At 71.6% G+C, this 23267-nt stretch carries 18 protein-coding genes and 1 pseudogene; 11 read left to right on the top strand and 8 right to left on the bottom strand.

The window, feature by feature from the left end; genetic code table 11:
* Positions 1-7 precede the first annotated feature (7 nt).
* Both ACFYY6_RS24980 and ACFYY6_RS24985 read right to left on the bottom strand, forming a co-directional pair.
* The gene (locus ACFYY6_RS24980) at positions 8-2638 is read right to left on the bottom strand and encodes a glycosyl hydrolase family 65 protein (protein WP_389195240.1); all 2631 of its coding nucleotides are present in this window, start codon (positions 2636-2638) and stop codon (positions 8-10) included.
* Positions 2635-3477 (bottom strand): HAD-IA family hydrolase, encoded by an 843-nt coding sequence (locus ACFYY6_RS24985; protein ID WP_351519609.1) that lies wholly within the window; start codon positions 3475-3477, stop codon positions 2635-2637. The genes ACFYY6_RS24980 and ACFYY6_RS24985 overlap by 4 nt, the downstream gene beginning before the upstream one ends.
* A 577-nt stretch (positions 3478-4054) precedes the next feature.
* On the opposite strand from ACFYY6_RS24985, the gene ACFYY6_RS24990 reads away from it, so the two are divergent.
* The 3 genes from ACFYY6_RS24990 to ACFYY6_RS25000 all read left to right on the top strand — a co-directional run bounded on the left by ACFYY6_RS24990 (position 4055) and on the right by ACFYY6_RS25000 (position 7562).
* Positions 4055-5140: a nitroreductase gene (locus ACFYY6_RS24990; protein WP_351630632.1), complete on the top strand. Its 1086-nt coding sequence runs from the start codon at positions 4055-4057 to the stop codon at positions 5138-5140.
* A gap of 176 nt (positions 5141-5316) precedes the next feature.
* Positions 5317-6225, top strand: a complete 909-nt coding sequence (locus ACFYY6_RS24995; RefSeq protein WP_351630738.1) for a universal stress protein — start codon at positions 5317-5319, stop codon at positions 6223-6225.
* Positions 6226-6365: 140 nt separating this feature from the next.
* Positions 6366-7562 carry a hypothetical protein gene (locus ACFYY6_RS25000; RefSeq protein ID WP_389195243.1) on the top strand — a complete coding sequence of 399 codons (1197 nt, stop codon included), beginning with the start codon at positions 6366-6368 and terminating at the stop codon, positions 7560-7562.
* Between the two features lie 218 nt (positions 7563-7780).
* Here ACFYY6_RS25000 and ACFYY6_RS25005 read toward each other — a convergent pair whose 3' ends face one another.
* On the bottom strand, positions 7781-8353 hold the full coding sequence (locus tag ACFYY6_RS25005; protein WP_351519603.1) for a TIGR03086 family metal-binding protein: 573 nt from the start codon (positions 8351-8353) through the stop codon (positions 7781-7783).
* Positions 8354-8478: 125 nt separating this feature from the next.
* Here ACFYY6_RS25005 and ACFYY6_RS25010 point away from each other — a divergent pair, with 125 nt between their 5' ends.
* On the top strand, positions 8479-9372 hold the full coding sequence (locus ACFYY6_RS25010; protein WP_388652225.1) for a DUF6597 domain-containing transcriptional factor: 894 nt from the start codon (positions 8479-8481) through the stop codon (positions 9370-9372).
* A gap of 217 nt (positions 9373-9589) precedes the next feature.
* On the opposite strand, the gene ACFYY6_RS25015 is transcribed toward ACFYY6_RS25010, so the two are convergent.
* The gene (locus ACFYY6_RS25015) at positions 9590-10027 is read right to left on the bottom strand and encodes a GNAT family N-acetyltransferase (protein WP_351526174.1); all 438 of its coding nucleotides are present in this window, start codon (positions 10025-10027) and stop codon (positions 9590-9592) included.
* Between the two features lie 207 nt (positions 10028-10234).
* Here ACFYY6_RS25015 and ACFYY6_RS25020 point away from each other — a divergent pair.
* Positions 10235-10951: pseudogene (locus ACFYY6_RS25020) on the top strand (Mut7-C RNAse domain-containing protein); the annotation flags it as partial.
* Positions 10952-11399: 448 nt separating this feature from the next.
* Here ACFYY6_RS25020 and ACFYY6_RS25025 read toward each other — a convergent pair.
* Positions 11400-11972 carry a TetR family transcriptional regulator gene (locus ACFYY6_RS25025; protein ID WP_351630625.1) on the bottom strand — a complete coding sequence of 191 codons (573 nt, stop codon included), beginning with the start codon at positions 11970-11972 and terminating at the stop codon, positions 11400-11402.
* Positions 11973-12097: 125 nt separating this feature from the next.
* Between ACFYY6_RS25025 and ACFYY6_RS25030 the strand changes: the two genes are divergently transcribed.
* On the top strand, positions 12098-13555 hold the full coding sequence (locus ACFYY6_RS25030; protein ID WP_351521343.1) for an FAD-dependent monooxygenase: 1458 nt from the start codon (positions 12098-12100) through the stop codon (positions 13553-13555).
* 115 nt (positions 13556-13670) lie between these two features.
* On the opposite strand, the gene ACFYY6_RS25035 is transcribed toward ACFYY6_RS25030, so the two are convergent.
* The gene (locus ACFYY6_RS25035) at positions 13671-14237 is read right to left on the bottom strand and encodes a hypothetical protein (RefSeq protein WP_389195246.1); all 567 of its coding nucleotides are present in this window, start codon (positions 14235-14237) and stop codon (positions 13671-13673) included.
* Between the two features lie 116 nt (positions 14238-14353).
* On the opposite strand from ACFYY6_RS25035, the gene ACFYY6_RS25040 reads away from it, so the two are divergent.
* Complete coding sequence (locus ACFYY6_RS25040; protein WP_351521345.1) at positions 14354-14689, top strand: YnfA family protein; 336 nt, start codon at positions 14354-14356, stop codon at positions 14687-14689.
* A gap of 180 nt (positions 14690-14869) precedes the next feature.
* Positions 14870-15628 (top strand): SDR family NAD(P)-dependent oxidoreductase, encoded by a 759-nt coding sequence (locus ACFYY6_RS25045; RefSeq protein ID WP_351521346.1) that lies wholly within the window; start codon positions 14870-14872, stop codon positions 15626-15628.
* Between the two features lie 176 nt (positions 15629-15804).
* Here ACFYY6_RS25045 and ACFYY6_RS25050 read toward each other — a convergent pair whose 3' ends face one another.
* Positions 15805-16998 (bottom strand): RtcB family protein, encoded by a 1194-nt coding sequence (locus tag ACFYY6_RS25050; RefSeq protein ID WP_351521348.1) that lies wholly within the window; start codon positions 16996-16998, stop codon positions 15805-15807.
* 171 nt (positions 16999-17169) lie between these two features.
* On the opposite strand from ACFYY6_RS25050, the gene ACFYY6_RS25055 reads away from it, so the two are divergent.
* The 3 genes from ACFYY6_RS25055 to ACFYY6_RS25065 all read left to right on the top strand — a co-directional run bounded on the left by ACFYY6_RS25055 (position 17170) and on the right by ACFYY6_RS25065 (position 21284).
* Entirely contained in the window at positions 17170-17994 is an 825-nt protein-coding gene (locus tag ACFYY6_RS25055) for a DUF3558 domain-containing protein (RefSeq protein ID WP_351521350.1), read from the top strand.
* 222 nt (positions 17995-18216) lie between these two features.
* Positions 18217-19047 carry a DUF3558 domain-containing protein gene (locus ACFYY6_RS25060; RefSeq protein WP_351521351.1) on the top strand — a complete coding sequence of 277 codons (831 nt, stop codon included), beginning with the start codon at positions 18217-18219 and terminating at the stop codon, positions 19045-19047.
* A gap of 545 nt (positions 19048-19592) precedes the next feature.
* Positions 19593-21284, top strand: coding sequence for a DUF2637 domain-containing protein (locus tag ACFYY6_RS25065; RefSeq protein WP_389195250.1), 1692 nt, complete (start codon positions 19593-19595; stop codon positions 21282-21284).
* Between the two features lie 201 nt (positions 21285-21485).
* Here ACFYY6_RS25065 and lysS read toward each other — a convergent pair whose 3' ends face one another.
* The gene (lysS, locus tag ACFYY6_RS25070) at positions 21486-23261 is read right to left on the bottom strand and encodes a lysine--tRNA ligase (protein ID WP_386609815.1); all 1776 of its coding nucleotides are present in this window, start codon (positions 23259-23261) and stop codon (positions 21486-21488) included.
* Between the last annotated feature and the right edge of the window lie 6 nt (positions 23262-23267).

A 23267-nucleotide genomic window follows, 5' to 3' on the forward strand; every position in this document is an offset into this window, starting at 1 on the left:
CGGGCGGCTAGGCGGTCCGGAAGTCCGAGGAGGCCAGAGGCTCCGAGGGAGCCGGGGAATCCCGGGGCAGATCCAGCCGTCGGGACGTGCCGGGTGCGATCACATGGGTGTGGCCGCCGAGAACGACCCGGACCGCCGGATGCCGCGAGCCCGGTACGGCGATCCGTACGCGTCCGTCCCTGAACCGCAGGTCCACGTCCCAGTGCCGGCGGAAGCGGATGCGCATCCCGAACTCCGAGAGCTCGGGCAGCGCGGCCGGGTCGAGCCATAACGCGTCGTCACGGGTCTCGAGCCCGGTCATTCCGCGCTGCACGAAGTCGAGGGTGCCCGCCATCGCGCCCAGGTGGATGCCCTCCTCGGTGGTGCCGCCCTGGACGTCGGCCACGTCCCCGACCAGTGCCTCCTGGCAGTACGCCCATGCCTCGTCGCGGCACACCCGGGCCAGCACCCAGGCGTGCACCAGCGAGCTGAGCGTGGATCCGTGGCTGGTGCGCGCGAGGTAGTAGTCGACGGTGGCCCGCCAGACGTCGTCGTCCAGTGGGTGCCCGAGCCGCTGGAAGAGGCCGGCGAGCTCCTGCGGCGAGAAGAGGTAGCCGAGCATCAGCACGTCGGCCTGCTTGGACGCCTGGTACCGGTTGACGGTGTCGCCCTCCGCCTCCAGGATCCGGTCCAGCCGCCGGATGTCCCCGTACCGATTCCGGTACCGCTCCCAGTCGAGCTCGGCCAGCTCCCCGTAACCGACGAACTGGCTGATGACGCCCCGGTGATACGGCACATGCAGACGATGGGAGATGTCCTCCCAGCGTTCCGGTTCGTCGGGTTCGAGCCGGAACCGGTCACGCAACCGCCCCCGCATGCCCGCGGGGAGGTCGCGGTACAGCTCCGTCGCACGCGACAGGACCCAGGCCGCCGTCACGTTCGTGTACGCGTTGTCGTCGAGCCCGGCCGCCCCGGACCCCGGATAGGCGTCGTGGTACTCGTCCGGGCCGACGACACCGCGGATGCGGTACCGGCCCAGGGAGCCGTCCCACGCGGCACTCGCCGCCCAGAACCTGGCGATCTGCAGCAGCATCTCCGCGCCCTTGGAGTGCAGATAGTCCACGTCCCCGGTGGCCTGGCAGTACTGCCACACGTTGTACGCGACGGCCGAGCCGACGTGGTGCTGGAGCCGGGAGCGGTCGGGCAGCCAGCGCCCCGAGTGCGGGTTGAGGTGGAGCTCCTGCGTCTCCTCGCGTCCCGTGTCGGCGCTCTGCCAGGGGTACATCGCCCCGGCCCTGCCCGCCTCGCGTGCCGCCCGGCACGCTGCGGGCAACCGCCGATGGCGGTAGTCGAGGAGACCTCGGGAGATCTCCGGGAGGTGCAGGTTCAGGAACGGAAGGACGAACAGCTCGTCCCAGAAGACATGACCCCGGTACGCCTCACCGTGCAGCCCTCGCGCCGGAACCCCCACGTCGAGGTCGGCGGTGTGCGGCGAGAGCGTCTGCAATACGTGGAAGAGGTGCAGCCGCAGAATGCGCCCCGACTCGCCGGCAACCTCCAGCCGGACCTGCCGCCACAGGTCGGCCCAGGCCCGTCGGTGCGACGCCAGCAGGCGCGGGAAGCCGGGAGCCGCACGGACGGCGGCCGACGCCGCCCGCGGCGGGCCGCCGATCGCGGGGTCGCGCGTGGTGTGGAGGGCGACCGTCTTGTCGACGACGGTGTCGGCCCCCGGGTCGAGCGGCAGCACCAGCCGCCGGAAGACCGACGTAGGCGTCTGCCGGAACCGCGGGACGGGGGTGGTCGCGGGGGCGAGGGCGGTTACGGGGGCGAGGGCGGTTACCGGGCCGGGGGTCGTTACCAGGCCGGGGGCGTTTGCGGCGTCGGAACCGGGGGCGGACGTGGTCGCGGGGCCGGGGCCAGACCTGGCGTCGGGGCCGGGGTGGGACGTGGTCGCGGGGCCGGGACCAGGGGTGTGAGCCGCCCCGTGCCCGGCGCAGGTGCGGGCCGCCAGCGCGATCCCGATGTCCGACTCCACCGTGCGGCACCGCAGCGAGACCACGCCGTCGTCGTGCGTCCCGGTCACCCAGCCGGTGAGGTGCCGGTTCGACAGGTCCCGGTATCTCTCCACCCCGGCGTTGCGGACGTCGCCGTCGATCCCCGACTCCACCTCGATCTCGCCCGCCCACCCCTCGGCCCGGAACACCGTGCGCAGCGCGGCGAGATGCGGGTCCCCCATGTGCACCAGTCGGCACTGTTCCACGCACAGGCGTCGTCCCGCCCCGTCCTCGTACACGGACCGACGCGTCAGCGTGCCCCCGCTCAGGTCGAGCCACTGACCGTGCTCCACGAGCTGCTCGTGGTCCGGGGTGAGCCACGGCCCCGGCGCGGCGTCCTCGGGGCGGACGCGGTAGCGCAGCGGCAGCCAGTTCGGCAGGTTGACCAGGTCCTCGTTCTCCACTCTGCGGCCCCGCACCGAGGAGCTCAGCCGGTTGTAGCAGCCCGCCGCGTAGGTGCCGGGGTAGTGCGCGGGGCCCTCGGACGTCTCAGGCGCGGCGCCCCGGGTGGCGAAGTAGCCGTTGCCGAGGGTGCACAGCGCCTCGCGGAGCCGTTCCTCCCTCGGGTCGTATCTCTCGTACGACCAGGTCCAGGCATCGCTCATCGGTCTTCCCCGGCGCCCGGTGCCGCAGCACCCGCTTCCCCGACGGCCACGTCCCCTTCTCCGGCAGTCGCTTCCCCCGCGGTCGCTGCCGTGGTCAGCAGGTCACCGGGATCGGACACCACGAGGTCGGCGCCGTGACGGCGCAGCGCGGCGGCGCTGTCGGGCCCACCGGTACGGTCCACGCCGATCACGAGTCCGAAACCGCCGCGTCGCCCGGCCTCGACACCGGCCAGTGCGTCCTCCACCACCGCCGTGTCCCGGACCGCGACCCGCAGCCGCCGCGCCGCCTCCACGAAGAGCGCCGGGTCGGGCTTCCCCGGCAGCCGCAGCCGACCCGCCTCGTTCCCGTCGACCACGGCGGCGAACCGGTCGATGAGCCCGGCCCTCGTCAACAGCTCGGTCGCGTGCCGGGACGCGGAGACGGCCGCGCAGGGCGTCCCCCGGTCGCGCAGCGCGCCGAGGAGCCGGACCGTGCCGGGCCAGACGTCGACGTGTTCGGTGCGCAGGGCCCGGGTGAACAGTTCGTCCTTGCGGGCGGCGACCGCCCACACCGTCCCGGTGCCCGGCGGGTCGTCGGGGTCCCCCTCGGGCAGGTCCAGCCCCCGGGAGGCCAGGAACGCAGCCGCGCCGTCCCGTCGCGACCGGCCGTCGACATGGCGCAGGTAGTCGTCCACGGCGTCGAAGGGCCGCTGTCCCTCGATGCCGGAGAGGACGGCGTCGAACGCCTTCTTCCAGGCTGCGGCGTGGCTGCGGGCGGAGTCGGTGATCACTCCGTCGGTGTCGAGGACGACGGCCCGTACGGAGCGCATGGGCGGTGTCAGGGACGGGGCGGCTGCCATGAGCGGACGTTCCCTTCGTCAGTCCCTCGGTCCTCGGTCAGCCCTTGGGTCACCCCCCCTTCTTCGGTCCCTTGGCCGGTGCTTCCGGGGGTGCCTTCACCGGTTCCTCAGGGATCCTTTCGCCGGTCCTGCCCGGGGGCTTCGCCGGGGCTCCTCCCATGGCACCACGGTTCAGGCGCAGGGGCACCACGGATCCGGCCCGGCCCGCGACCTCCGTACGGGCAAAGCACGCACCAGATCGTCCCGGCGGGCAAGGGCCCGGCCGCCGGGCGTGGGATCGCCGCAGCGGGCACGGGGCCGCCCGAGGCGTGGGATCGCCCGGGACGTGGGAGAGTTCGTAACAGAAGGGCAGAAAAATACCTGTAACAGATTAACTCGGATGAGCAGAGCGCTCGTTCCGACCCGGACGTCAGGCCTCCGCCTTCCGTGCGAACACAGGCCTCCGCCTCCGCGCGAACAGGGGAGCGAACGGGTGGACGAAAACACATCCGTCATCCGCCCCACCGCGCGATGAGCGCTCCACACCGCGACAGCACCGACCGAACCCCTCGACCGTTCCGGATACCCGGGAGTCACGATGCCCAGGTCACTCGACGACGCGACGCTGACCGGCCTCGTCGCCGATGCAATCGCCGCCCCGTCCATGCACAACGCCCAGCCCTGGCAGTTCCGCTACACGCGCGGAGGCCACACGCTCACCCTCCTCGCGGACCTCGACCGCGCGCTGCCGGAGGAGGACCCGGCGACCCGCGCGCTGCACGTGGGCTGCGGCGCCGCCCTGCTCAACCTGCGGGTGTCCGCCGCCCACCACGGCCTGGAAGCGGTCACCACGCTGCTGCCCGAACCAGCGGCGCCCGCCGTGCTGGCCTCCGTACGACTCGGCGTCCGCGCTGTCGCCCGACCGGCCCACGAGAACGAAGCGCGGGCCGGGGGCGAGGCGACGGCCGAGAACGAGGCGCGGGCCGGGGGCGAGGCACCGACCGGGGGCGCGCCCACCGAGGACGAGGCACTCGCCGCCCTCCATCCCGCGATCGAGCAGCGGCACACGAGCCGCTACCCGTTCGACGACGCGCTGGTCCCGGAGGACGTCCGCGCGCTTCTCGTCGCGGCGGCCCGCGCCGAGGGCGCCGACTTCTCGTTCCTGACCTCGCCGCATCTGGAGACCGTGCTGGGGCTGATCCGGGACGCCGAGGGGTACAACCGCGGGGATCCCGGGCGGGAGGCGGAGCAGCACCACTGGACCCGGAACACGAAGACCGAGGCGCCCGTCGACGGGATCCCGGACTACGCCTTCGGCCCCCGTGACGCCCAGGAGCAGGCGACCACCCGCGACTTCGTGGGTACCGGCGCACTGCCCGGCCGGGCCCGTGTGCCGTTCGAGAAGCGGCCGCAGCTGGCCCTGCTGACCACGTCGAGCGACCACTCCGTCGACTGGCTGCGCGCCGGTCAGGCCCTGGAACGGGTCCTGCTCCTGGCCACCCTCCACGGCGTCTCCACCTCGTTCTCGACCCAACCCATCGAGTGGCCGGACCTGCGCTGGATCCTGCGCGACCCGGTCTTCGGCACCGGGCACGCGCAGATGATCATCCGTCTGGGATACGGGCCCACGGGACCGCGTACGCCCCGGCGCCCGACGAATCAGGTGCTGACGATCGAACCGTAGGACCGGGCACGCCGACGAACGACCGGACGGGAACGAGCGGAAGACCGAACAGATGACGGAAAACAAGCAACGGAAGAACAGTAGAAGCAGAACCAGCAGCAAAAGAGACAGAAATAGATAAAAAGAGACAGAAGAGGCGGAGAGAGACGAGAGAGGGACGGAAGGCCGTGGAATCGATGCGACTCCCCGTGGTCGTCGGAGTGGACGGATCCGAGGGCAGTCTCCGCGCCCTCGACTGGGCGGCGGCGGAAGCGGCGTGCATGGGGCTCCCCATGCGCGTCGTGCACGCCTCGCTGTGGGAGCACTACGAAGGGACACATGCCGCCTCCGACCCCGAGCGCCCCACCGACGAGATCCTGGCCGAGCATCTGGTCTCCGAGGCCCAGGAACGCGCGCGACGGCTCGGCCCCGAGGTGGACGTGGAGGCCGATGTGCTGCCCGAGGACCCGGTGGCGGCGCTGGTCGCGGAGAGCCACGAGGCCGCCGTGGTGGTCGTCGGCTCCCGCGGCCGGGGCCGGATCGCCGAAATGCTCCTGGGGTCCGTCAGTCTCGCGCTCGCCAACCGGTCCCACTGCCCGGTCGTGGTGGTCCCGGCGCGAGCACCGGACACACCACCGCGGCCCGGTCGCGTCGTCGTCGGGATCAGCGACGCCGAGGAACCGACGTCGGCCGCCTTCTTCGCACTCGCCCATGCGGCGGCCCGGCACGGCGAACTGGTCGCCGTACGGACCTGGCGCGCCCCCGCCCATGAGGTCAGGAGCCATCCGCTGCTCTACGGCTCCCCCGCCGCCGCCCACCGCCAGCAGGCCGAGGAACACCTGGAAGCCGTGCTCGCGAAGCTGGACCCGAACGGCGCCTCCGGTGTCGTCGTCCAGCGGTCGGTGGTGGCGGGGCCGACGCACCAGAAGCTGCTGGAGGCCGCCGAAGGCGCGGAACTCCTGGTCGTCGGCGCGAGCCGGACCGGCGGACGGCGCGGACACCACACACCGCACGCACAACACCTCGGCACGGTGAACCACGCGATGCTGCATTACGCGCCCTGCCCGGTCGCCGTCGTCCCGAACGCGTACCCCTACCGCGTCTGACGCCTCGACCGAACCCCGAATGTCAGTACCCGGCCGTACGGTTCTCCTCGTACCGACGCAGCGATGCCACGACGCGTCACAGGCGTCAGTGCGCAGACCTGCCGACACACCACAGCACCGCCGCACGAAGGGGCCGTCCCATGGCCGAAGTCGCCGCCCGTCTTGTCGTCACGCTGGCCGCGCCGCTCGGCCGCAGCCGGGACGCGGCAGGTGCCCCGCGGCTCCTGCATCGGTCCGGCAAGCGCCTGCTCGTCCAGCGGGGCGACGCCGAGCTGGTCGCCGTCGCCCCGGACACCGCCCGTCCCGACTCGGTCAGTCCGAACTCCGTCGATCCCTGCTCCGCCCGTCCCAGCCCTGTCGGTCCGGACACCGCCGGTGCGGACTCCGAGGGCGCCGTCGTGATCCGTTTCCCCGCGCCCTGGCCAAGGCGCTACGGCACCTGCGCGGTGGCGCCGGACGGCGGTCTCGCGGTCTTCGCCGGGGTGCACGCCCTGCGCGCCGTGGATCCGGCGGGCGAGGTGCGCTGGGAGATCCTGCACGGCTGCTGGGACGGCGCCTGCCACACACTCCACACCACGTACGACGAGTACGTGTCGGACCATTCGCACGGATACGCGGACCAGGGCTCCGCCGTGTTCTCGGCGGACGGCACGCTCGTGTGGGCCCACATACGCGGTCCACTCGCGGCGGCCGGTCCCGATCCCGAGGCGCAGGACGAGTGGCTGGTCGTCGATGCCGCCGACGGCCGGGTGCTCGGCCGCGTCGACGCGGAGACCGCGGCCGTCGGTTCGGAACACGTCCCGCACCCCGACCCCGCTCGTATGGGGCTGTGCGTCGGCGAGGGCCAGGACGGCGTGCCGATGCTGTGGGGCCGGTGGGACGGGGAACGGCTCTCCGTCGAGCGGTTCTGCAACGACGAGCGGATCCTGATGGCGGTGAGCCCCTCGGGCGACCGGTTCCTGACGGTCACCCACTACGAGGAGACGCTCGCCGTGCACCGTACCGAGGACGGTTCCGTGCTCTGCGAACTCGACGCCCTGGACGGCGTCCCCCGTCACCCGGAGGCCGATCCCGACGACCTCGACGCCGACGTGGCCCTCTGGGACTACACGGGTGGCTTCCTCGACGAGGAGACCGTCGTCGCGGGAACGTCGGAACGGGACGGGGAGTACGGCGAGCAGCGCCACTGGCTGGTGAGCGCGGACGCGGCGGGGATGCGGCTGAACGCGCGGATCACGTACCCGTTCCCGGTGTCCGGCGGTGTCACGGCCCTCGGCGACGGCACCTGGTACACGGTCTCGGAGACCGGCGACGCCCTGCACGTGTGGAGCCGTTGACCGCGTCGCCCGCGCCCCCACCGGGCACACCCCTGACACGCCACCCGGCTCCGGCGCACCAGCCCGGCGCACGGAAGGGGGCGCGCCCCCGTGCGCCCCGCTTGCCGGGCACACCACTCGGACAGCCGGACGGGCACGCCCCCGTGCGCCTGGCCGTACGCCCGCCCGGCCGGCACTCACCGGCCGAGCACGCGCCGCGCTGTCCGCCGGTGCCGATGTCACGCGCCGGGCGGCGTCCACCCCGGGTCCCGGCCGGTCAGCGCCAGCACCCGCTCGAACGGACCGACCCCTTCCGGTACCGGGTGCGGCTCGCCGAACACCTTCGCCTCCCGGGCCATCGGCGCCATCGCGGCCAGTGCCGGGCCGATCTCGCCCAGCACGGACGCGTCCGGGACGAACTCCTGGCCGGTGGCCCGCGCCAGGTCCCAGGCGTGGACGGTCAGATCGCCCAGCACCATGTTCCCGACGGTCCTGGCCGGGAGCCGCATGCGCCCCGTCGTTCCTTCTTCGGCACCGGGCGCGGCCCACGCCGTCGCCAGCTTCGCCGTCTCCTCACGGAAACGGGCCCGCCAGTCGCCCGTCACGGCCTCCGGCACCTCGCCGAAGCCGGTCTCCCCCTTGGCCGCCAGGACCTGGAAATTGACGACGACCTGGAAGAGGTGGTTGATCAAGGCCCGCACGTCGTACTCCGCACACGGCGTGGGATCCCCGAGAGCTGTGTCATCGATTCCGTCCACCACGGGAGCGGCCCGGTCGGCGGCCGCTTCGAGCAACTCGCTGATCTTCTTCATGCGCCGAGCCTGCACGCCACGACGGCCCGGCGCTTGAAAAAGCACGACACCCGCGGCCCCGGCCCGGCGCTTGAAAAAGCACGACACCCGCGGCCCCGGCCCGCCGCGGCCGTAGGATCGTCGACATGGCCGGTCCTCGACGCGACACCAGAGGCATCGTCGACGCCACCGAACTCTTCACGCGGGTACGTTTCCGGCGCCGCGAGCCCGCGCCCGACCTGCGGCCGTACCTGGAGCACTACTGGCTCATCGACTGGGACCTGGCGAAGCCGTACGCCTCCCATCTGGTGCCGCACCCGTCCGTGAACGTGGTCTTCCAGCGCTACGCGGCACCTCCGGCGCACGGCAACGGATACGCCGAGGTCTCCGGCATCCCTCCGGGCCTCTTCGTACAGAGGCTGGAGGGGCGGGGCCGGGTCTGCGGCGTGCAGTTCAGGCCCGGCGGGTTCCGCCCGTTCGCACCGGACCGGCCGGCCTCCGACTGGACGGGGCGGCGTCTCCCCGTCGACGAGGTGTTCGTCCCGCCCGCCCCGCCGTCGGCCGTCCTGGACCCCGCCGACGAGGACGCCCGGGTCGCGGCGCTCGACGCGTACCTGCTGGCGCTCGGCCCGGAACCGGACCCGCAGGCGGACCGGGCGATGGCCCTGGTCGACCTGGTGCGCACGGATCGCACGGTGCGCCGGGTCGACGAACTCGCCCGCGCCGAGGGTGTGTCGCCGCGCTCGCTGCAACGGCTCTTCGCCGCGTACGTCGGCGTCGGCCCCAAGTGGGTCATCCTCCGCTACCGCATCCACGAGGCGCTGGAACGAGCCGAGTCGGACCCGGCCGTGGACTGGGCGGCACTCGCGCTGGATCTCGGATACAGCGACCAGGCCCATCTGATCAGGGATTTCACGGCGACGGTCGGCGTCTCCCCGACAGCCTTCGCCCAAGCCGCCGTCCCGACGCTCCAGGGACGACGTGGCGAGGCGCCGTGCCAGGCGTCGCGGGCCGGACGGGACTTTCGAAACACGTCCTAGTGCCGCATCAGGCAACGTTCGCCCCGTCGCGACGCCCGGCACGCCCTCTCGCCGCACCGGCCGAAATCCCAAGTACATCCAGTACGAGGGCTTCCGGCCGGCACACCGAGAGCACGTACCGGACGCGCTCCTTGACGGGCAAACGTTGCCTGCCGCGGCACTAGCCGCCCACACAGCGTCGTCCGGCTGCCCGTCGGCTCCTGTTTCTCCCGACGCCTCAGCCGGCCTCCACCGCCTTGTCGAAGTGGAACGCGACGATGTCCAGCCGTTCCCGCAGGTAGAAACGGTGAGCATCGGTCCGGTGCGTGCCCGAGTCGAGGTTGAGGTGCAGGCAACCGGCCTCCTTCGCCCGCTCCTCGAGGTACGCGAGAAGCTCCCGGCCGACACCGGTCGAGCGGGCGTGCCCGGCGGTGACCAGATCGTCGACGTACAGCATGCGGATCAGGCTGGTGTTGTCGACGACGCGCCAGCCGGCCGCGCCCACGCAGACGCCCTCGTCGTCATAGGCGGCGCTGAATCGCAGCCCCTGCGCGTATCCCTTCTCGTACACCTCCTGGAAGAGTTCCACGGTGAGGTGCGGCCGGAGTTCACGCAGGACCGGAAGCAGGTCGTCACGCAGCCGGACGTCGTCGGGGCCGAGGTCGAGGATCTTCACACGGGCATTCGTATGCGCAGTCGCCGAAGTCATGGGGGCACTGTAGGCAACCGGGCCCGCCCACGCAGCCGCGTCGGCACCCCGAGAACCTGCCCCCGATACGGTTCCGCCACCCTGCGACCACGGCGGTCACCGGTTACGGCACCGGCTGGATCCCGGCACCGAATTCCCTGGCTGTGGTGCCGGGTCCGATGACATCCTGACGAGGTGAACGGACCCGAGATCCAATTCGAAGTCGCCCCCGAGCTGCGCCCCTTCGTCTCGCCTGATCGCCGCCGGGGACGCTCGACCGTGACCACCGACGGCTCCTCCACCCTCGGCCATGTCGTGGAGTCCCTCGGCATTCCGCTCACCGAAGCCGGGCAGATCCTGGTCGACGGCCGTCCGGTGTCCGTCTCGCACATCCCGGGCGCGGGCGAATCGGTCCAGGTACGCGCCGTGGAACGCCCCCAGCGCGTCCCCGGGGCGCCCCTGCGCTTCCTTCTCGACGTCCACCTCGGCACGCTCGCCCGGCGGCTGCGGCTGCTGGGGGTCGACACCGCGTACGAGAGCGAGGACATCGGCGACGCCGCGCTGGCCGCCCGGTCGGCGGACGAGCGCCGCGTACTGCTCTCCCGGGACCGCGGGCTCCTGCACCGGCGGGAGATCTGGGCCGGTGCGTACGTGTACAGCGACCGGCCGGAGGACCAACTGCGCGATGTGCTGGAACGGTTCGCCCCGCGCCTGGCCCCCTGGACCAGGTGCACGGCCTGCAACGGACCGCTGAAGCAGGCCGACAAGGACTCCGTCAGCGACCTGCTGGAACACGGCACCCGACGCTCCTACGACGTCTTCGCGCAGTGCACGGAATGCGACCGGGTCTACTGGCGAGGGGCCCATCACTCCCACCTCGACGCGATCGTCGCGAAGGCACTCCGCGACTTCCCGTCCACGACCTCGGACGACGGCCGGGAGGACGACGCGGGACCCGACGGGGGGAACGGCCTGAGAAGCGCCACGGGGGACGACGCCCCGCAGGACGAGGACAGCGCGCCGCCGGCCCCCTCCGAGGTCTCCGGAACCCCCGGAACCACCGGCTGACGGCCTCGTCCGCACATCCCCGCTGCCGCTGACCTGCCTCTGCCCCGCCCTCGCCACTCGGCTCCTCGCTTCGGCTCCTTGCGGCCCAGGACCTGTCGTCGAAGTGCCGTCGTTCGGCCGGAGGCCGGGCCGTACGGCGTCCGGCCGGTGGGGGCGATCGAGGCGGAGGATCGTCCTCGTGCCGGACGCACGAGGACGACTCCGACGACACCGCGAGCGTGCATGACAGACGTCGCACGACAGGCGCCGCACGGCAGGCGTCGCACGGCAGGCGGCAGTTCGACGACGGGGCCTACGGCTGCTCGGCGGTCAGGTAGCGCTGAATGGTGGGCGCGAGCCAGGCGATCACTTCTTCGCGCGACATCGCGGCGGCGGGCTCGATCCGCAGGACATAGCGCGTGAGGGCCATGCCCAGGATCTGCGAGGCGGCGAGAGCCGCCCGGCGCGGGGCATCGGCCGGGTCTGGGCACACGCCGGCGGCTATCGGGCCGATCTGCTCGGCGAAGACCTCTCTCATCCGCTCGGCCCCCGCGTCATTGGTGACGGCGACCCTGAGCAGGGCAGTGAGCACGTCATCGCCCTCCCACCGGTCCAGGAAATGCGTCACGAGCACGGCGCCGACGTGCTTGCCCGGCAGCGCTCCCAGCTCCGGAACGAGCAGATCGATCTCGGAGGCGGCCGCGAACAGCCTCTCCTTGTTCCCGTAGTAACGCATCACCATCGACGGGTCGATGTTCGCGTCGCGGGCGATGGCCCGGATGGTGGCGCGCTCGTAGCCGTCGGCAGCGAACCGCTCGCGCGCGGCTTCGAGGATCGCGGCCTTGGTGGCGTCCGAACGGCGGGGGGCGGTGGGCTTGCTGTTCACACCAACAACTGTAGGCCAACAAGCGTTGACACTCCAGCCTCGACAGGACTACCGTTGCCAACAAGCGTTGACCAACGCACGTTGGCATCAAGGTGACCGCTGACGACCGGGCCCAGGAGGCAGCCATGACCACCACCCCGAGCACCTCACCCGACACTGTCGACGTACTCGTGGTGGGTGCCGGCCCCACCGGCCTGCTGCTCGCGGGCGACCTGGCCGCCCAGGGCCTCTCCGTCACGCTCGTGGAGCGCCGCCCGCACGGGATCAGCAACATGACGCGGGCGTTCGCCGTGCACGCCCGCACGCTCGAACTGCTCGACGCCCGCGGTCTGGCCGACGAACTCGTCGGCGCGGGCACGCCCCTCTCCTCCATGCGCTTCTTCAGCAGGCTCTCGCTCGATCTCTCCGGGCTGCGCACGCGCTTCCCCTTCGTGCTGATCACCCCGCAGTACGAGGTGGAACGCCTGCTGGAGCGCCGTGCCCGTGCCGCGGGCGTCCGCTTCCGTCACGAGACGCGGCTGACCTCGCTCCACCAGAGCCCCGCGTCTGACACGGTCACCGCCGAACTGCGCGAGGCCGACGGCGGCACGAGCACGATCGACGCCCGCTATCTCGTCGGCACCGACGGGGTGCGCAGCCAGGTCCGCGAGGTGCTCGGCCTGCCGTTCCCCGGCGTTTCCGTGATCCGGTCGCTCGTCCTCGCGGACGTCCGGCTCACGGAGGAGCCTCCCGGTGTCCTGACCGTCGACGGGGACGGGGACGCCTTCGCCTTCATCGCCCCCTTCGGCGACGGCTGGTTCCGCGTGATGGGCTGGGACCGCGGGCACCAGCCCGCCGACGGCGCACCCGCAGACCTGGAAGAACTGCGTGGGGTCGTTCGCCGCGCCCTCGGCACCGACCACGGCATGCACGACGCGCGCTGGATCTCGCGTTTCCACAGCGACGAACGCCAGGTACCCGCCTACCGCACGGGCCGGGTCTTCCTCGCCGGGGACGCCGCCCACGTCCACTCGCCCGCGGGCGGTCAGGGCATGAACACGGGCCTGCAGGACGCCGCCAACCTCTCCTGGAAGCTCACCGCGGTCCTGTGCGGCCACACGGCCTCCCCGGAGGCGCTCCTCGACAGCTATCACGAGGAACGCCACCCGGTCGGCGCACAGGTGCTTCGCTCCAGCGGAGCACTCATCCGTCTCGCCATGGCGAAGGGCCCGCTCCAGCGTGCGGCCCGGACGGCCGCCACGGCGGTGCTGTCCCACGTCCGGCCGGCCTCCGGCAAGGTCATCGGCATGGTGTCCGGGCTCGCGATCTCCTACACCGCCCCGCGCGGGGCCCACCCTCTGACCGCCCGACGGGCCCCCGACCTGAGCCTGCGGGAGGGCCGCCTCCACCAGTTGCTCCGCGACGGCACCTTCGCCCTCGTCACGCCCGCCGACACCCCGAGTCCGGCCACACCCACCCCGCTGGCGCACGCCCACTGGAAGGACGGCCGCACCACCACCCTGCTCATCCGGCCCGACGGCTACATCGCCTGGGCGAGCGAGCGCCCCGACCCCGCGGCGCTACAGGCCGCACTCACCCGATGACCCCGCCCCGCCCCCGACGACACCAACACCGCACACACCCGCACCGATGCACACCCGCACCGACATCGACTCCCGCCCCGCCCCTCCCTCGCCCCGGCCCGCCCCCGGCCAGGCATCAGAACACGTACTCGTCCCCGGTGGCCGGAGTCAGCACCTCGTGCTCGTCGTTCTCCGGATTCCGGTCGGTCGCCCCTCCGTTCCACAGGGTGTCGATTCGCACGACGACCTCGTCCGGCCGCCCGGCCAGCTGGAGTTCCAGGGCCAGCTGTCGTCCGTCCCGGGCATCCGCCCGCAGCGCGGCCGTCCGGCACAGCACGGTCCGCCGGTCGGCCTGGAGGCAGCCTTCCGACAGTTCCTGCCGCCCGGAGAGTGCTACGGATGTGCGTACCCGCAGGGTCACGCCGTCCAGGTTGGAGGGCCCGTGGTTCCGGCTCTGCACCCAGACCCCGAGCCCCGTACCCCACAGCGAGACGTGCCCGTGGTGCGACACGTCCGCCTCGGGAGCGATACCACCAGCCATGGGCCCGCCCAACGGTTTCGTCGCCGGATCCACCACCGCTGCACCCGCGCGCCCGGTCGCGGCTGCGCGCCCCGTTCCCAGGACCACGGCCACGGCCATAGCCACGACCACGGCCACACCGATGCCGGACACCATGGGCGCGGCTTTACGTGTCATCACCATGCACCGAAGATACCGATTATCCGCAAATATCCATATTTACCCACTAGTTCGGCGCGCCTCCCTGCCGCCCTCTCCCCCTTCGCCCCCTTCTCCTCCCTCGTGACACGCTGACGTCCATGTCCCTAGCCCGTTCTGTCGTTCTGTTCGTCGTCGCCGCGCTCTTCGAGATCGGCGGTGCGTGGCTGGTCTGGCAAGGCGTGCGCGAACACCGGGGCTGGATCTGGATCGGCGCGGGCGTCATCGCGCTCGGCGCCTACGGCTTCGCCGCCACGCTCCAGCCGGAAGGAGAGTTCGGCCGCATCCTCGCCGCGTACGGCGGTGTCTTCGTGGCGGGCTCGATCGCCTGGGGCATGGTCGCCGACGGCTACCGCCCCGACCGGTGGGACGTGATCGGCGCGCTGATCTGTCTGGCCGGCATGGCCGTGATCATGTACGCCCCCCGCAGCCACTGACCCCACGCGACAGGGACCATCGACCAGGCAAGACGGCCGACCGGGTACGAGCACCGACCGGGCAGGACCACCAGCCGGACACAAGCACCGACCAGGCAGGACCACCGACCGCACGCAACCGCCGCCTCCGGTGCCTGCCTATCCTGGCCCGGTACCGATCAGCTGCCCGAGGAGACCGTCATGGCCGCCACCCCGATCGCCGTCGTCACCGGAGCGAGCAGCGGTATCGGTGCCGCGACCGCCCGGCAGCTGGCCGCCGCCGGCTACCGCGTGGTTCTGACCGCCCGTCGCAAGGACCGCATCGAGGCGCTCGCCGCCGAGATCAACGCGGCGGGCCACCAGGCGACGGCCTACGCCCTGGACGTCACCGACCGTGCCGCGGTGGACGAGTTCGCCACCGCGTTCCGCCGCCTCGCCGTCCTCGTCAACAACGCGGGCGGCGCGCTCGGCGCCGACCCCGTCGCAACCGGCGACCCTGCCGACTGGCGCCAGATGTACGAGACGAACGTCATCGGCACGCTCAACGTCACCCAGGCCCTGCTGCCCGCGCTCACCGAGAGCGGCGACGGCACGATCGTGATCCTCTCCTCCACCGCGGGCCACGCCACCTACGAGGGCGGCGGCGGTTACGTGGCCGCCAAGCACGGCGAACACGTCCTGGCCGAGACCCTCCGCCTGGAGATCGTCGGCACCCCGGTCCGCGTCATCGAGGTGGCCCCCGGCATGGTCAAGACGGAGGAGTTCGCCACCACCCGTTTCCGCGGCGACACCGAGAAGGCGGACAAGGTGTACGCGGGCGTCGAGGCCCCGCTCACCGCCGACGACGTGGCCGACACCATCACCTGGGCCGTCACCCGCCCCAGCCACGTCAACATCGACCTCCTGGTCGTCCGCCCCCGCGCCCAGGCATCCAACACCAAGGTCCACCGCACCGCCTGAGCCCGCGCCGGTCTCCGGCCCGAACTGCGAACGACGGTCAGGCAGGCTCTCAGCCGGAACGACAAAGGGCTCCGGCACGCCGCCCGCGCCGGGACCCGACGTTCAACACCCCCACCCGCACATACCGAAGCCCGCCGCTCCCCCGTGGCGGCGGGCTTCGGTGTGCGGTCCGGGGGTCAGCCCTTCACGCACACCACCTGCTTGAGCTTTGCGACGACCTCGACCAGGTCCCGCTGCTGCTCGATGACCTGCTCGATCGGCTTGTACGCCGCCGGGATCTCGTCCACGACGCCGGAGTCCTTGCGGCACTCCACGCCCCGCGTCTGGTCCTCCAGGTCGCGCGTCGAGAAGCGTCGCTTCGCGGCGTTCCGGCTCATCTTGCGGCCGGCGCCGTGCGAGGCCGAGTTGAAGGACTTCTCGTTCCCGAGGCCCTTCACGATGTACGAACCGGTCCCCATCGAGCCCGGGATGATTCCGTAGTCGCCGGAGCCCGCGCGGATCGCGCCCTTTCGGGTGACCAGCAGGTCCATGCCGTCGTACCGCTCCTCCGCCACGTAGTTGTGGTGGCAGGAGATGACCGGTTCGAACGTGACCTTGGCCTTCTTGAATTCCTTGCGGACCACGTTCTGGAAGAGCGCCATCATGATGGCGCGATTGTGCTTCGCGTACTCCTGCGCCCAGAACAGGTCGTTCCGGTAGGCCGCCATCTGCGGGGTGTCGGCGATGAACACCGCCAGGTCACGGTCGATCAGGTCCTGGTTGTGCGGCAACTTCTGCGCCTGCCCGATGTGGAAGTCGGCCAGTTCCTTGCCGATGTTCCGCGAGCCGGAGTGCAGCATCAGCCAGACCGAGCCCGACTCGTCCAGACAGAACTCGATGAAGTGGTTGCCCGAACCAAGCGTCCCCATCTGCTTCGTGGCACGTTCCCGACGGAACCGGACCGCTTCGGCGACCCCGTCGAACCGCGCCCAGAAGTCGTCCCAGCCCGGTGCGCGGAAGCCGTACAGTCCGTCGGGCGCCACGGCGTCGTCATGCATCGCGCGCCCCACGGGGATGGCCGACTCGATCTTCGAACGCAGCCGGGACAGGTCGCCGGGCAGGTCATTGGCCGTCAGGGAGGTCTTCACCGCGGACATTCCGCAGCCGATGTCCACCCCCACCGCCGCCGGACAGACCGCACCGTGCATCGCGATCACCGAACCGACCGTCGCACCCTTGCCGAAATGGACGTCCGGCATGACGGCGAGCCCCTTGATCCAGGGCAGGGTGGCCACGTTGCGCAGCTGCCGCATCGCAACGTCCTCGACCGACGCGGGATCGGCCCACATGCGTATCGGGACCTCGGCGCCCGGCACCTCTACATACGACATAAGTTCCTCTAATCCCCCGAAAAGCCTGAAAGAGCAAAACCGGCGCCAAGGTCGGCAAATGAGTCGCCCGACCGGCGTTCACAGCGGCGTGTGCGATACACATTGTCTCCAGTGGCCGCCGTAGAGCGGCAACAGTTTTTCGCGCGAAGGGAGCCCAGGACCGTGCGGCGAATGGCGTACGTACCCGGCACCGCACTGCTGGCAGCGCTTGTCGTCGGCTGCAGTGCAGGCACCGGAACCGGTGGCTCGGCCGCCGACAGCAAGCCCGGCGAGGCGACCGCCACCACGGCGGCCCCCGGCAAGTACCGCACGCTTCTCGACGCTTGCCGCGCCGTCTCCTCGTCCTCGCTGAAGAACCTGCTCCCAGGCGCTGCCGAACTGCCCGAGGACCAGCAGAAGAAGGCGTACAAGGGCACGGCCGACGTCACGTACGACACGGACCGCCGGGTCGGCTGCCGCTGGAAGGCCGAGGCCCCCGGCTCCTCGCACACCCTCTCCGTCGACTTCGAGCGCGTCGTGTCCTACGACCCCTCGGTGAGCGACGACGACCGCGCCCGCGAGGTGTACGCGAAGAAGGTGACCGCCACCGGCCTCACCGCGCCGTCCGCCACGCCCGGTGACACGGAGCAGCAGACCCCGCCCCCTTCGGACACCGTCCCGCACACCAGCTCGTCCCCCACAAACGACGGCGGCGGCAGCGGTGACGGGACCGACACGGGTGACGAGGGCGAGAACGGCGACGGCACGGAGGACAGCCTGCTGCCGCGCACCCTCGACGGCCTCGGGGACAGCGCGTTCCTGGACGACCGTCTCGTCCGCGCCGGTTCCACCGCCCAGAACCGTGTGGTGAGCGTGGTCTTTCGCACATCGAACGTCATCGTGACCGTCGACTACACCGAGCAGCCGACCGTCCCCAGCGTGGTCCCCGACAGCAAGGAACTGCAGGACAGAGCCCGATCGCTGGCCCGGGAGCTGGTCGAGAAGTTCAGCGAGTAGCCGCGCCCGCCGCGCCCCGCAACGCCGCCGACCGCACTCCCGAGATCCCCGTCCGGGGCCACGCCCGAGCCCCGTCCGTCGTACGGTGGCCGTCCGGAACGCCTTCCGGAACCCGCCGGGCACCCGCCCGGCACCCGCCGACCGACCGTGCACGGCCACCCGGCAGACCGCGCCCGAACCCCGGCGCGGCCCCTGCCCGCCGCGCCACCGAGTGAAGGAACCATGCACCGTTCAGCCCCGCGACTCACCCGCATACTCGCCTGCGCCGCCGTTCCGGTGATGCTCGTCGTCGCCGGCTGCTCGTCGGACTCCGACGACAAGGACACCAAGGACTCTGGTTCGCCGTCGTCGTCCACGGCATCGGACGCGCCCAAGTCGGAACCGACCGTCGAACCGGCGAAGTTCGCCCAGCTGCCCGAACCGTGCACGTCGATCGGCAAGAAGACGATCACCTCGCTGGTTCCCGAGGCGAAGCCCAAGAACGGCTCGGCGGCCAAGTCCAGCGACATCTCCTACCGCGCGGGCTGCTCCTGGAACGGTCTCGACGACAAGGGCGTGAAGGGGTCCCAGTACCGCTGGCTCGACGTCGGCTTCACCCGCTTCGACTCGGACCAGACCCTGGGCAGCGGCGCCGAGCGCGCGCAGCAGGACTTCACGAAGCAGATCGCCAAGGCCAAGGCGGCCGAGGGTGCGAAGAAGGTCGCCGAGGCGCCCGTCACCGGCATCGGCGAGCAGGCGTCCAGGATCACGTACGACCTCACCAAGACGAGCGAGGACTTCAAGTACGCGACGGTCGTCGCGCGTACGGGGAACGTCGTCGTCACCCTCACCTACAACGGTGCCGGTTACGCGGGTTCGAAGACGCCGTCCGCCGAAGACATCCTGAAGGGCGCCGAAAAGGCTGCCAAGGAGGCCGTGGCGGCGGTCGCCGCCGCTGAAGCGAAGCAGGACGCAACGACCGCGCCGGACAAGTCCGGTGAACCGGACGCGAAGCCGGGGTCCGGGAAGTCGGTCGAGCCCGGCGAGAAGGACACGGCCAAGAAGCCGAGCTAGTGCCATGACCGGAAAGGTTCACCGGCTCGCGACGCCCGGCGCGGCATTTCGCCGCGTTGCCGCATCACCCGAGTACGTCCCGTACGAGGGCGACCTCCGCCTTGCGACGCACCGCACCGGACGCCGCGAGCTTCCCGGCATACCTTTCCGGCCGCAGCGCTAGCCGCAGCAGCGGAGCCAGTAGAACCAGGCGTCGATGAAGTCGGCCGGAGGGCGGGCGTACGTCACGGCTCCCATCCGCCCGGCCGTGAGGTCCGGCCATGAGGTCCGGCCGGCCATGGGGACCGCTCGGCCGTACGGCCCGCCCGAACACGGCCGGGCCACAGGAGGGACGGTCTCGCTTACGGGGAAACGGCCCCGGTCACGGGGCTGAACGGCCCCGTTCACAGGCCTGGTCCCTGGCACGGCACCGGGGCCGACACCGAGGTCGCGCACCGGGAACCACCTCCGGCTCCTGACCACGCTCCGCGGTGCCCGCCCCACGCCCTCTCGCACGCGTGTGCCAGGCTGTCGCTCTCAACAAACGAGCAGGGAGGGGAACGCGGGTGGCCGCGATGCAGCTGACACGTACCCACCGGGTACTCATCGGGCTCGTGATCGCCGGTGCGGTGCTCATCGCCGGGATCGGCTTCGCGGGTTCGTACGCGGCGGTGCGCGAGCTGGCCGTACAGAAGGGCTTCGGCGACTTCTCGCTGGTCTTCCCGATCGGCATCGACGCGGGCATCTGTGTGCTGCTCGCCCTGGACCTCCTGCTGACCTGGCTGCGCATCCCGTTCCCGCTGCTGCGCCAGACTGCCTGGCTGCTGACCGCCGCGACGATCGCCTTCAACGGCGCCGCCGCCTGGCCCGACCCGCTCGGCGTCGGCATGCACGCGGTCATCCCGGTGCTGTTCGTGGTCGCCGTCGAGGCCGCCCGGCACGCCGTGGGCCGGATCGCCGACATCACGGCGGACAAGCACATGGAGGGGGTGCGCCTCACCCGCTGGCTGCTCTCCCCGGTGCCGACGTTCCGGCTGTGGCGACGGATGAAGCTCTGGGAGCTCCGCTCGTACGAACAGGTCATCAAGCTCGAACAGGACCGGCTGATCTACCAGGCACGGCTCCAGGCCCGCTTCGGCCGCAGCTGGCGCCGCAAGGCACCCGTCGAGTCCCTGATGCCGCTGCGCCTGGCGAAGTACGGCGTTCCGCTGGCCGAGACCGCCGGGGCCGGGCTGGCCGCCGCGGGCATCGAACCGGCGCTCCTGCCCCCGGCGCCCGCCCTGTCCGCAGCCGGGCCGGACGAGTTCCTGCCCGAGCTGCCGCACGCCGGGCCGCAGACACAGCCCCAGCCCCAGCCCCAGGCGCACCCGCAGGCGCTCGCCCCTCAGCAGCACCAAGAGCAACAGGGGCACCAGGGGCACCAGGGGCACCCGGAGCAACAGCAACAGCAGGCGTACGGGCAGCAGCCCGGGCACCCGCAGCAGTACGAGCAGCAACAACCGCAGCACGCTCGCCCCGGCGACCATGCGACGGCCGGCGAGTGGCCCCAGGATGGCCCGGGCTCGCACGAGAGCCCGTGGTTCGCGGCGTCCCCGGTGCCGAACGACGCGCACCGAAGCGCATACGACCCGACGTACGTCGAGGGCCTGGAGCCCATGCCGGTGCAGGTCCCGCTCGGCCCCGGCGGCCGGACCCGTCCGCTGGGCAACGTGGGGACGATCGGCGTCGTGCCCGAGCCGCGCACCACGGCCTCCCGGCCGATGCCGCAGGCCGAGCACGACGAGCAGGCCCAACACGCGCAGCAGGCCCCGCAGACCCAGCGAGCTCAGCAGGCCCAGCAGGCTCAACACGCGCAGCAGACCCACCAAGCTCAGCAGGCTCCTCAGCCCGCACCGGCCCCGGAAGAGCAGCAGGCACCGGCCCAAGCGCAGCAGGAGGAACCCGCACCCGAATCCGGGCCCGAGGTCGAGTCCGGGCCTGAGACCGGGTCCGGGCCCGAGGCCGAGGTCGAGTCCGGCTCCGAGGTCGAGTCCGGCTCCGAGGTTGAGTCCGAGGTCGAGTTCGGGACGGTCGCGTACCAGGTCTTCGCCGAGTACACCCGCACGCACCAGGCCCACCCCAGTGCCGAGGTCCTCGACATACACCTCTCGGACGTGCACAACATCCATCACCCCCGCGGCGCGGCCCTGCTCCGCCGTATGCTGCCGGGCTTCAAGCAGCGCTTCGACAACGAGATGGCCGAGAACCACATCGCTTGACGCGCATGCCGAGCACACCTGAGACGTGGGCTCTGAGCGGCCGACCGGATGAAGGTGCGCCCGTACCGGGCGGCCTCGTACTCCGGCGATCGCTGTACTCCGGCGATCGCTCGGTTCTCACGGATCGGCCGGGTGAACGCCGATCGCCGGGGCTGAATCCTCAGCACCCGGCGATCCGCGTTCAGCGATACCCCGAAACCGTTACGCGCCCAGCAGCCTGCGCACCCGGTCCGCGCCCACGGCCAGCAGCAGCGTGGGCAGCCGCGGCCCGGTGTCCCGGCTGACCAGCAGCCGGTACAGGAGCGCGAAGAACGACCGCTGCGCGACCTTCAGCTCGGGCGTCGGCTTGGCGTCCGGCTCCAGACCGGCCAGCACCTTCGGCACGCCGTAGACGAGCGTGGTGAGACCGTCCAGCGACCAGTGCGAGTCCAGTCCCTCCAGGAGCAGCCGCAGCGACTCCCGGCCCTGGTCGTCCAGCGAGCCGAGCAGTTCCTTGTCCGGCTCGTCGCGGACGATGGTGCGGGCCTCGGCCGGGACCTGCGTGGTGATCCAGTTCTCGGCGCGGTCGAGACGCGGCCGGACCTCGTCCAGCGAGGTCAGCGGGTTCTCCGGGTCCAGCTCGCTCAGGATGCGCAGCGTCTGCTCGTCGTGCCCGCCCGTGATGTCGACGACCGACGCGAGCGTGCGGTACGGCAGCGGGCGCGGCGTGCGCGGCAGTTCACCGGCGGCCGTGCCCACGGCCCGGCTGTACGCGGCGGCGTCGGCGGGGAGCACGGAGCCGTCGGCCACCTTGCGCACCAGCGAGTCCCACTCGTCGTAGAGCCGCTGGATCTCCTGGTCGAAGGCGATCTTGAAGGACTGGTTCGGCTTGCGGCGCGCGTACAGCCAGCGCAGCAGCGGCGCCTCCATGATCTTCAGCGCGTCGGCCGGGGTCGGCACGCCACCCTTGCTGGAGGACATCTTCGCCATGCCGGAGATGCCGACGAAGGCGTACATCGGGCCGATCGGCTGCGCTCCGCCGAAGACCTCGCGGACGATCTGGCCGCCGACGACGAACGACGAGCCCGGCGAGGAGTGGTCCACGCCGCTCGGCTCGAAGACCACGCCCTCGTAGGCCCAGCGCATCGGCCAGTCGACCTTCCAGACCAGTTTGCCGCGGTTGAACTCGTTCAGCCGGACGGTCTCGGCGAAGCCGCAGGACGTGCAGGTGTAGTTCAGCTCGGTGCTGTCGTCGTCGTACGACGTGACGGTCGTGAGGTCCTTCTCGCAGTTGCCGCAGTAGGGCTTGTACGGGAAGTAGCCGGCCGAGCCACCGCTGCCGTCGTCCTCGCTGGCCGCGCCGGAACCCGCCTCGGCCGCCAGCTCCGCCTCGTCGACCTTCTTCTGCTGCTGCGGCTTCTTGCCGCCCTTGCCGCCCTTGGCCGCCGCGTCCGCCGGGTCCTTCTTCGTCCGGTACCGGTCGAGCACGGCGTCGATGGCGGCGCGGTGCTTCATGGCGTGCAGGATCTGCTCGCGGTACGCCCCCGAGGTGTACTTCTCGGTCTGGCTGATGCCCTCGAACTCGACGCCCAGCTCGCCCAGCGCGGCGGTCATGGCGGCCTTGAAGTGCTCGGCCCAGTTCGGGTATGCGGACCCGGCCGGGGCGGGCACCGAGGTCAACGGCTTGCCGATGTGCTCCGCCCAGGACTCGTCGATGCCGGGGACGCCGTTCGGGACCTTGCGGTAGCGGTCGTAGTCGTCCCAGGAGATCAGGTGCCGCACGGTGTACCCGCGGCGGCGGATCTCGTCGGCGACCAGGTGCGGGGTCATGACCTCGCGGAGGTTGCCCAGGTGGATCGGGCCCGACGGGGAGAGACCGGACGCGACGACGACCGGTTTGCCAGGCGCACGACGCTCCGATTCGGCGATGACATCGTCCGCGAAGCGGGAGACCCAGTCGGCCTCGGTGCTGCTCTGACTCTGAGCCACGGTCTGCACGTCCTT

Source organism: Streptomyces sp. NPDC001750 (genome assembly GCF_042892615.1).
Classification (GTDB): Bacteria; Actinomycetota; Actinomycetes; order Streptomycetales; family Streptomycetaceae; genus Streptomyces.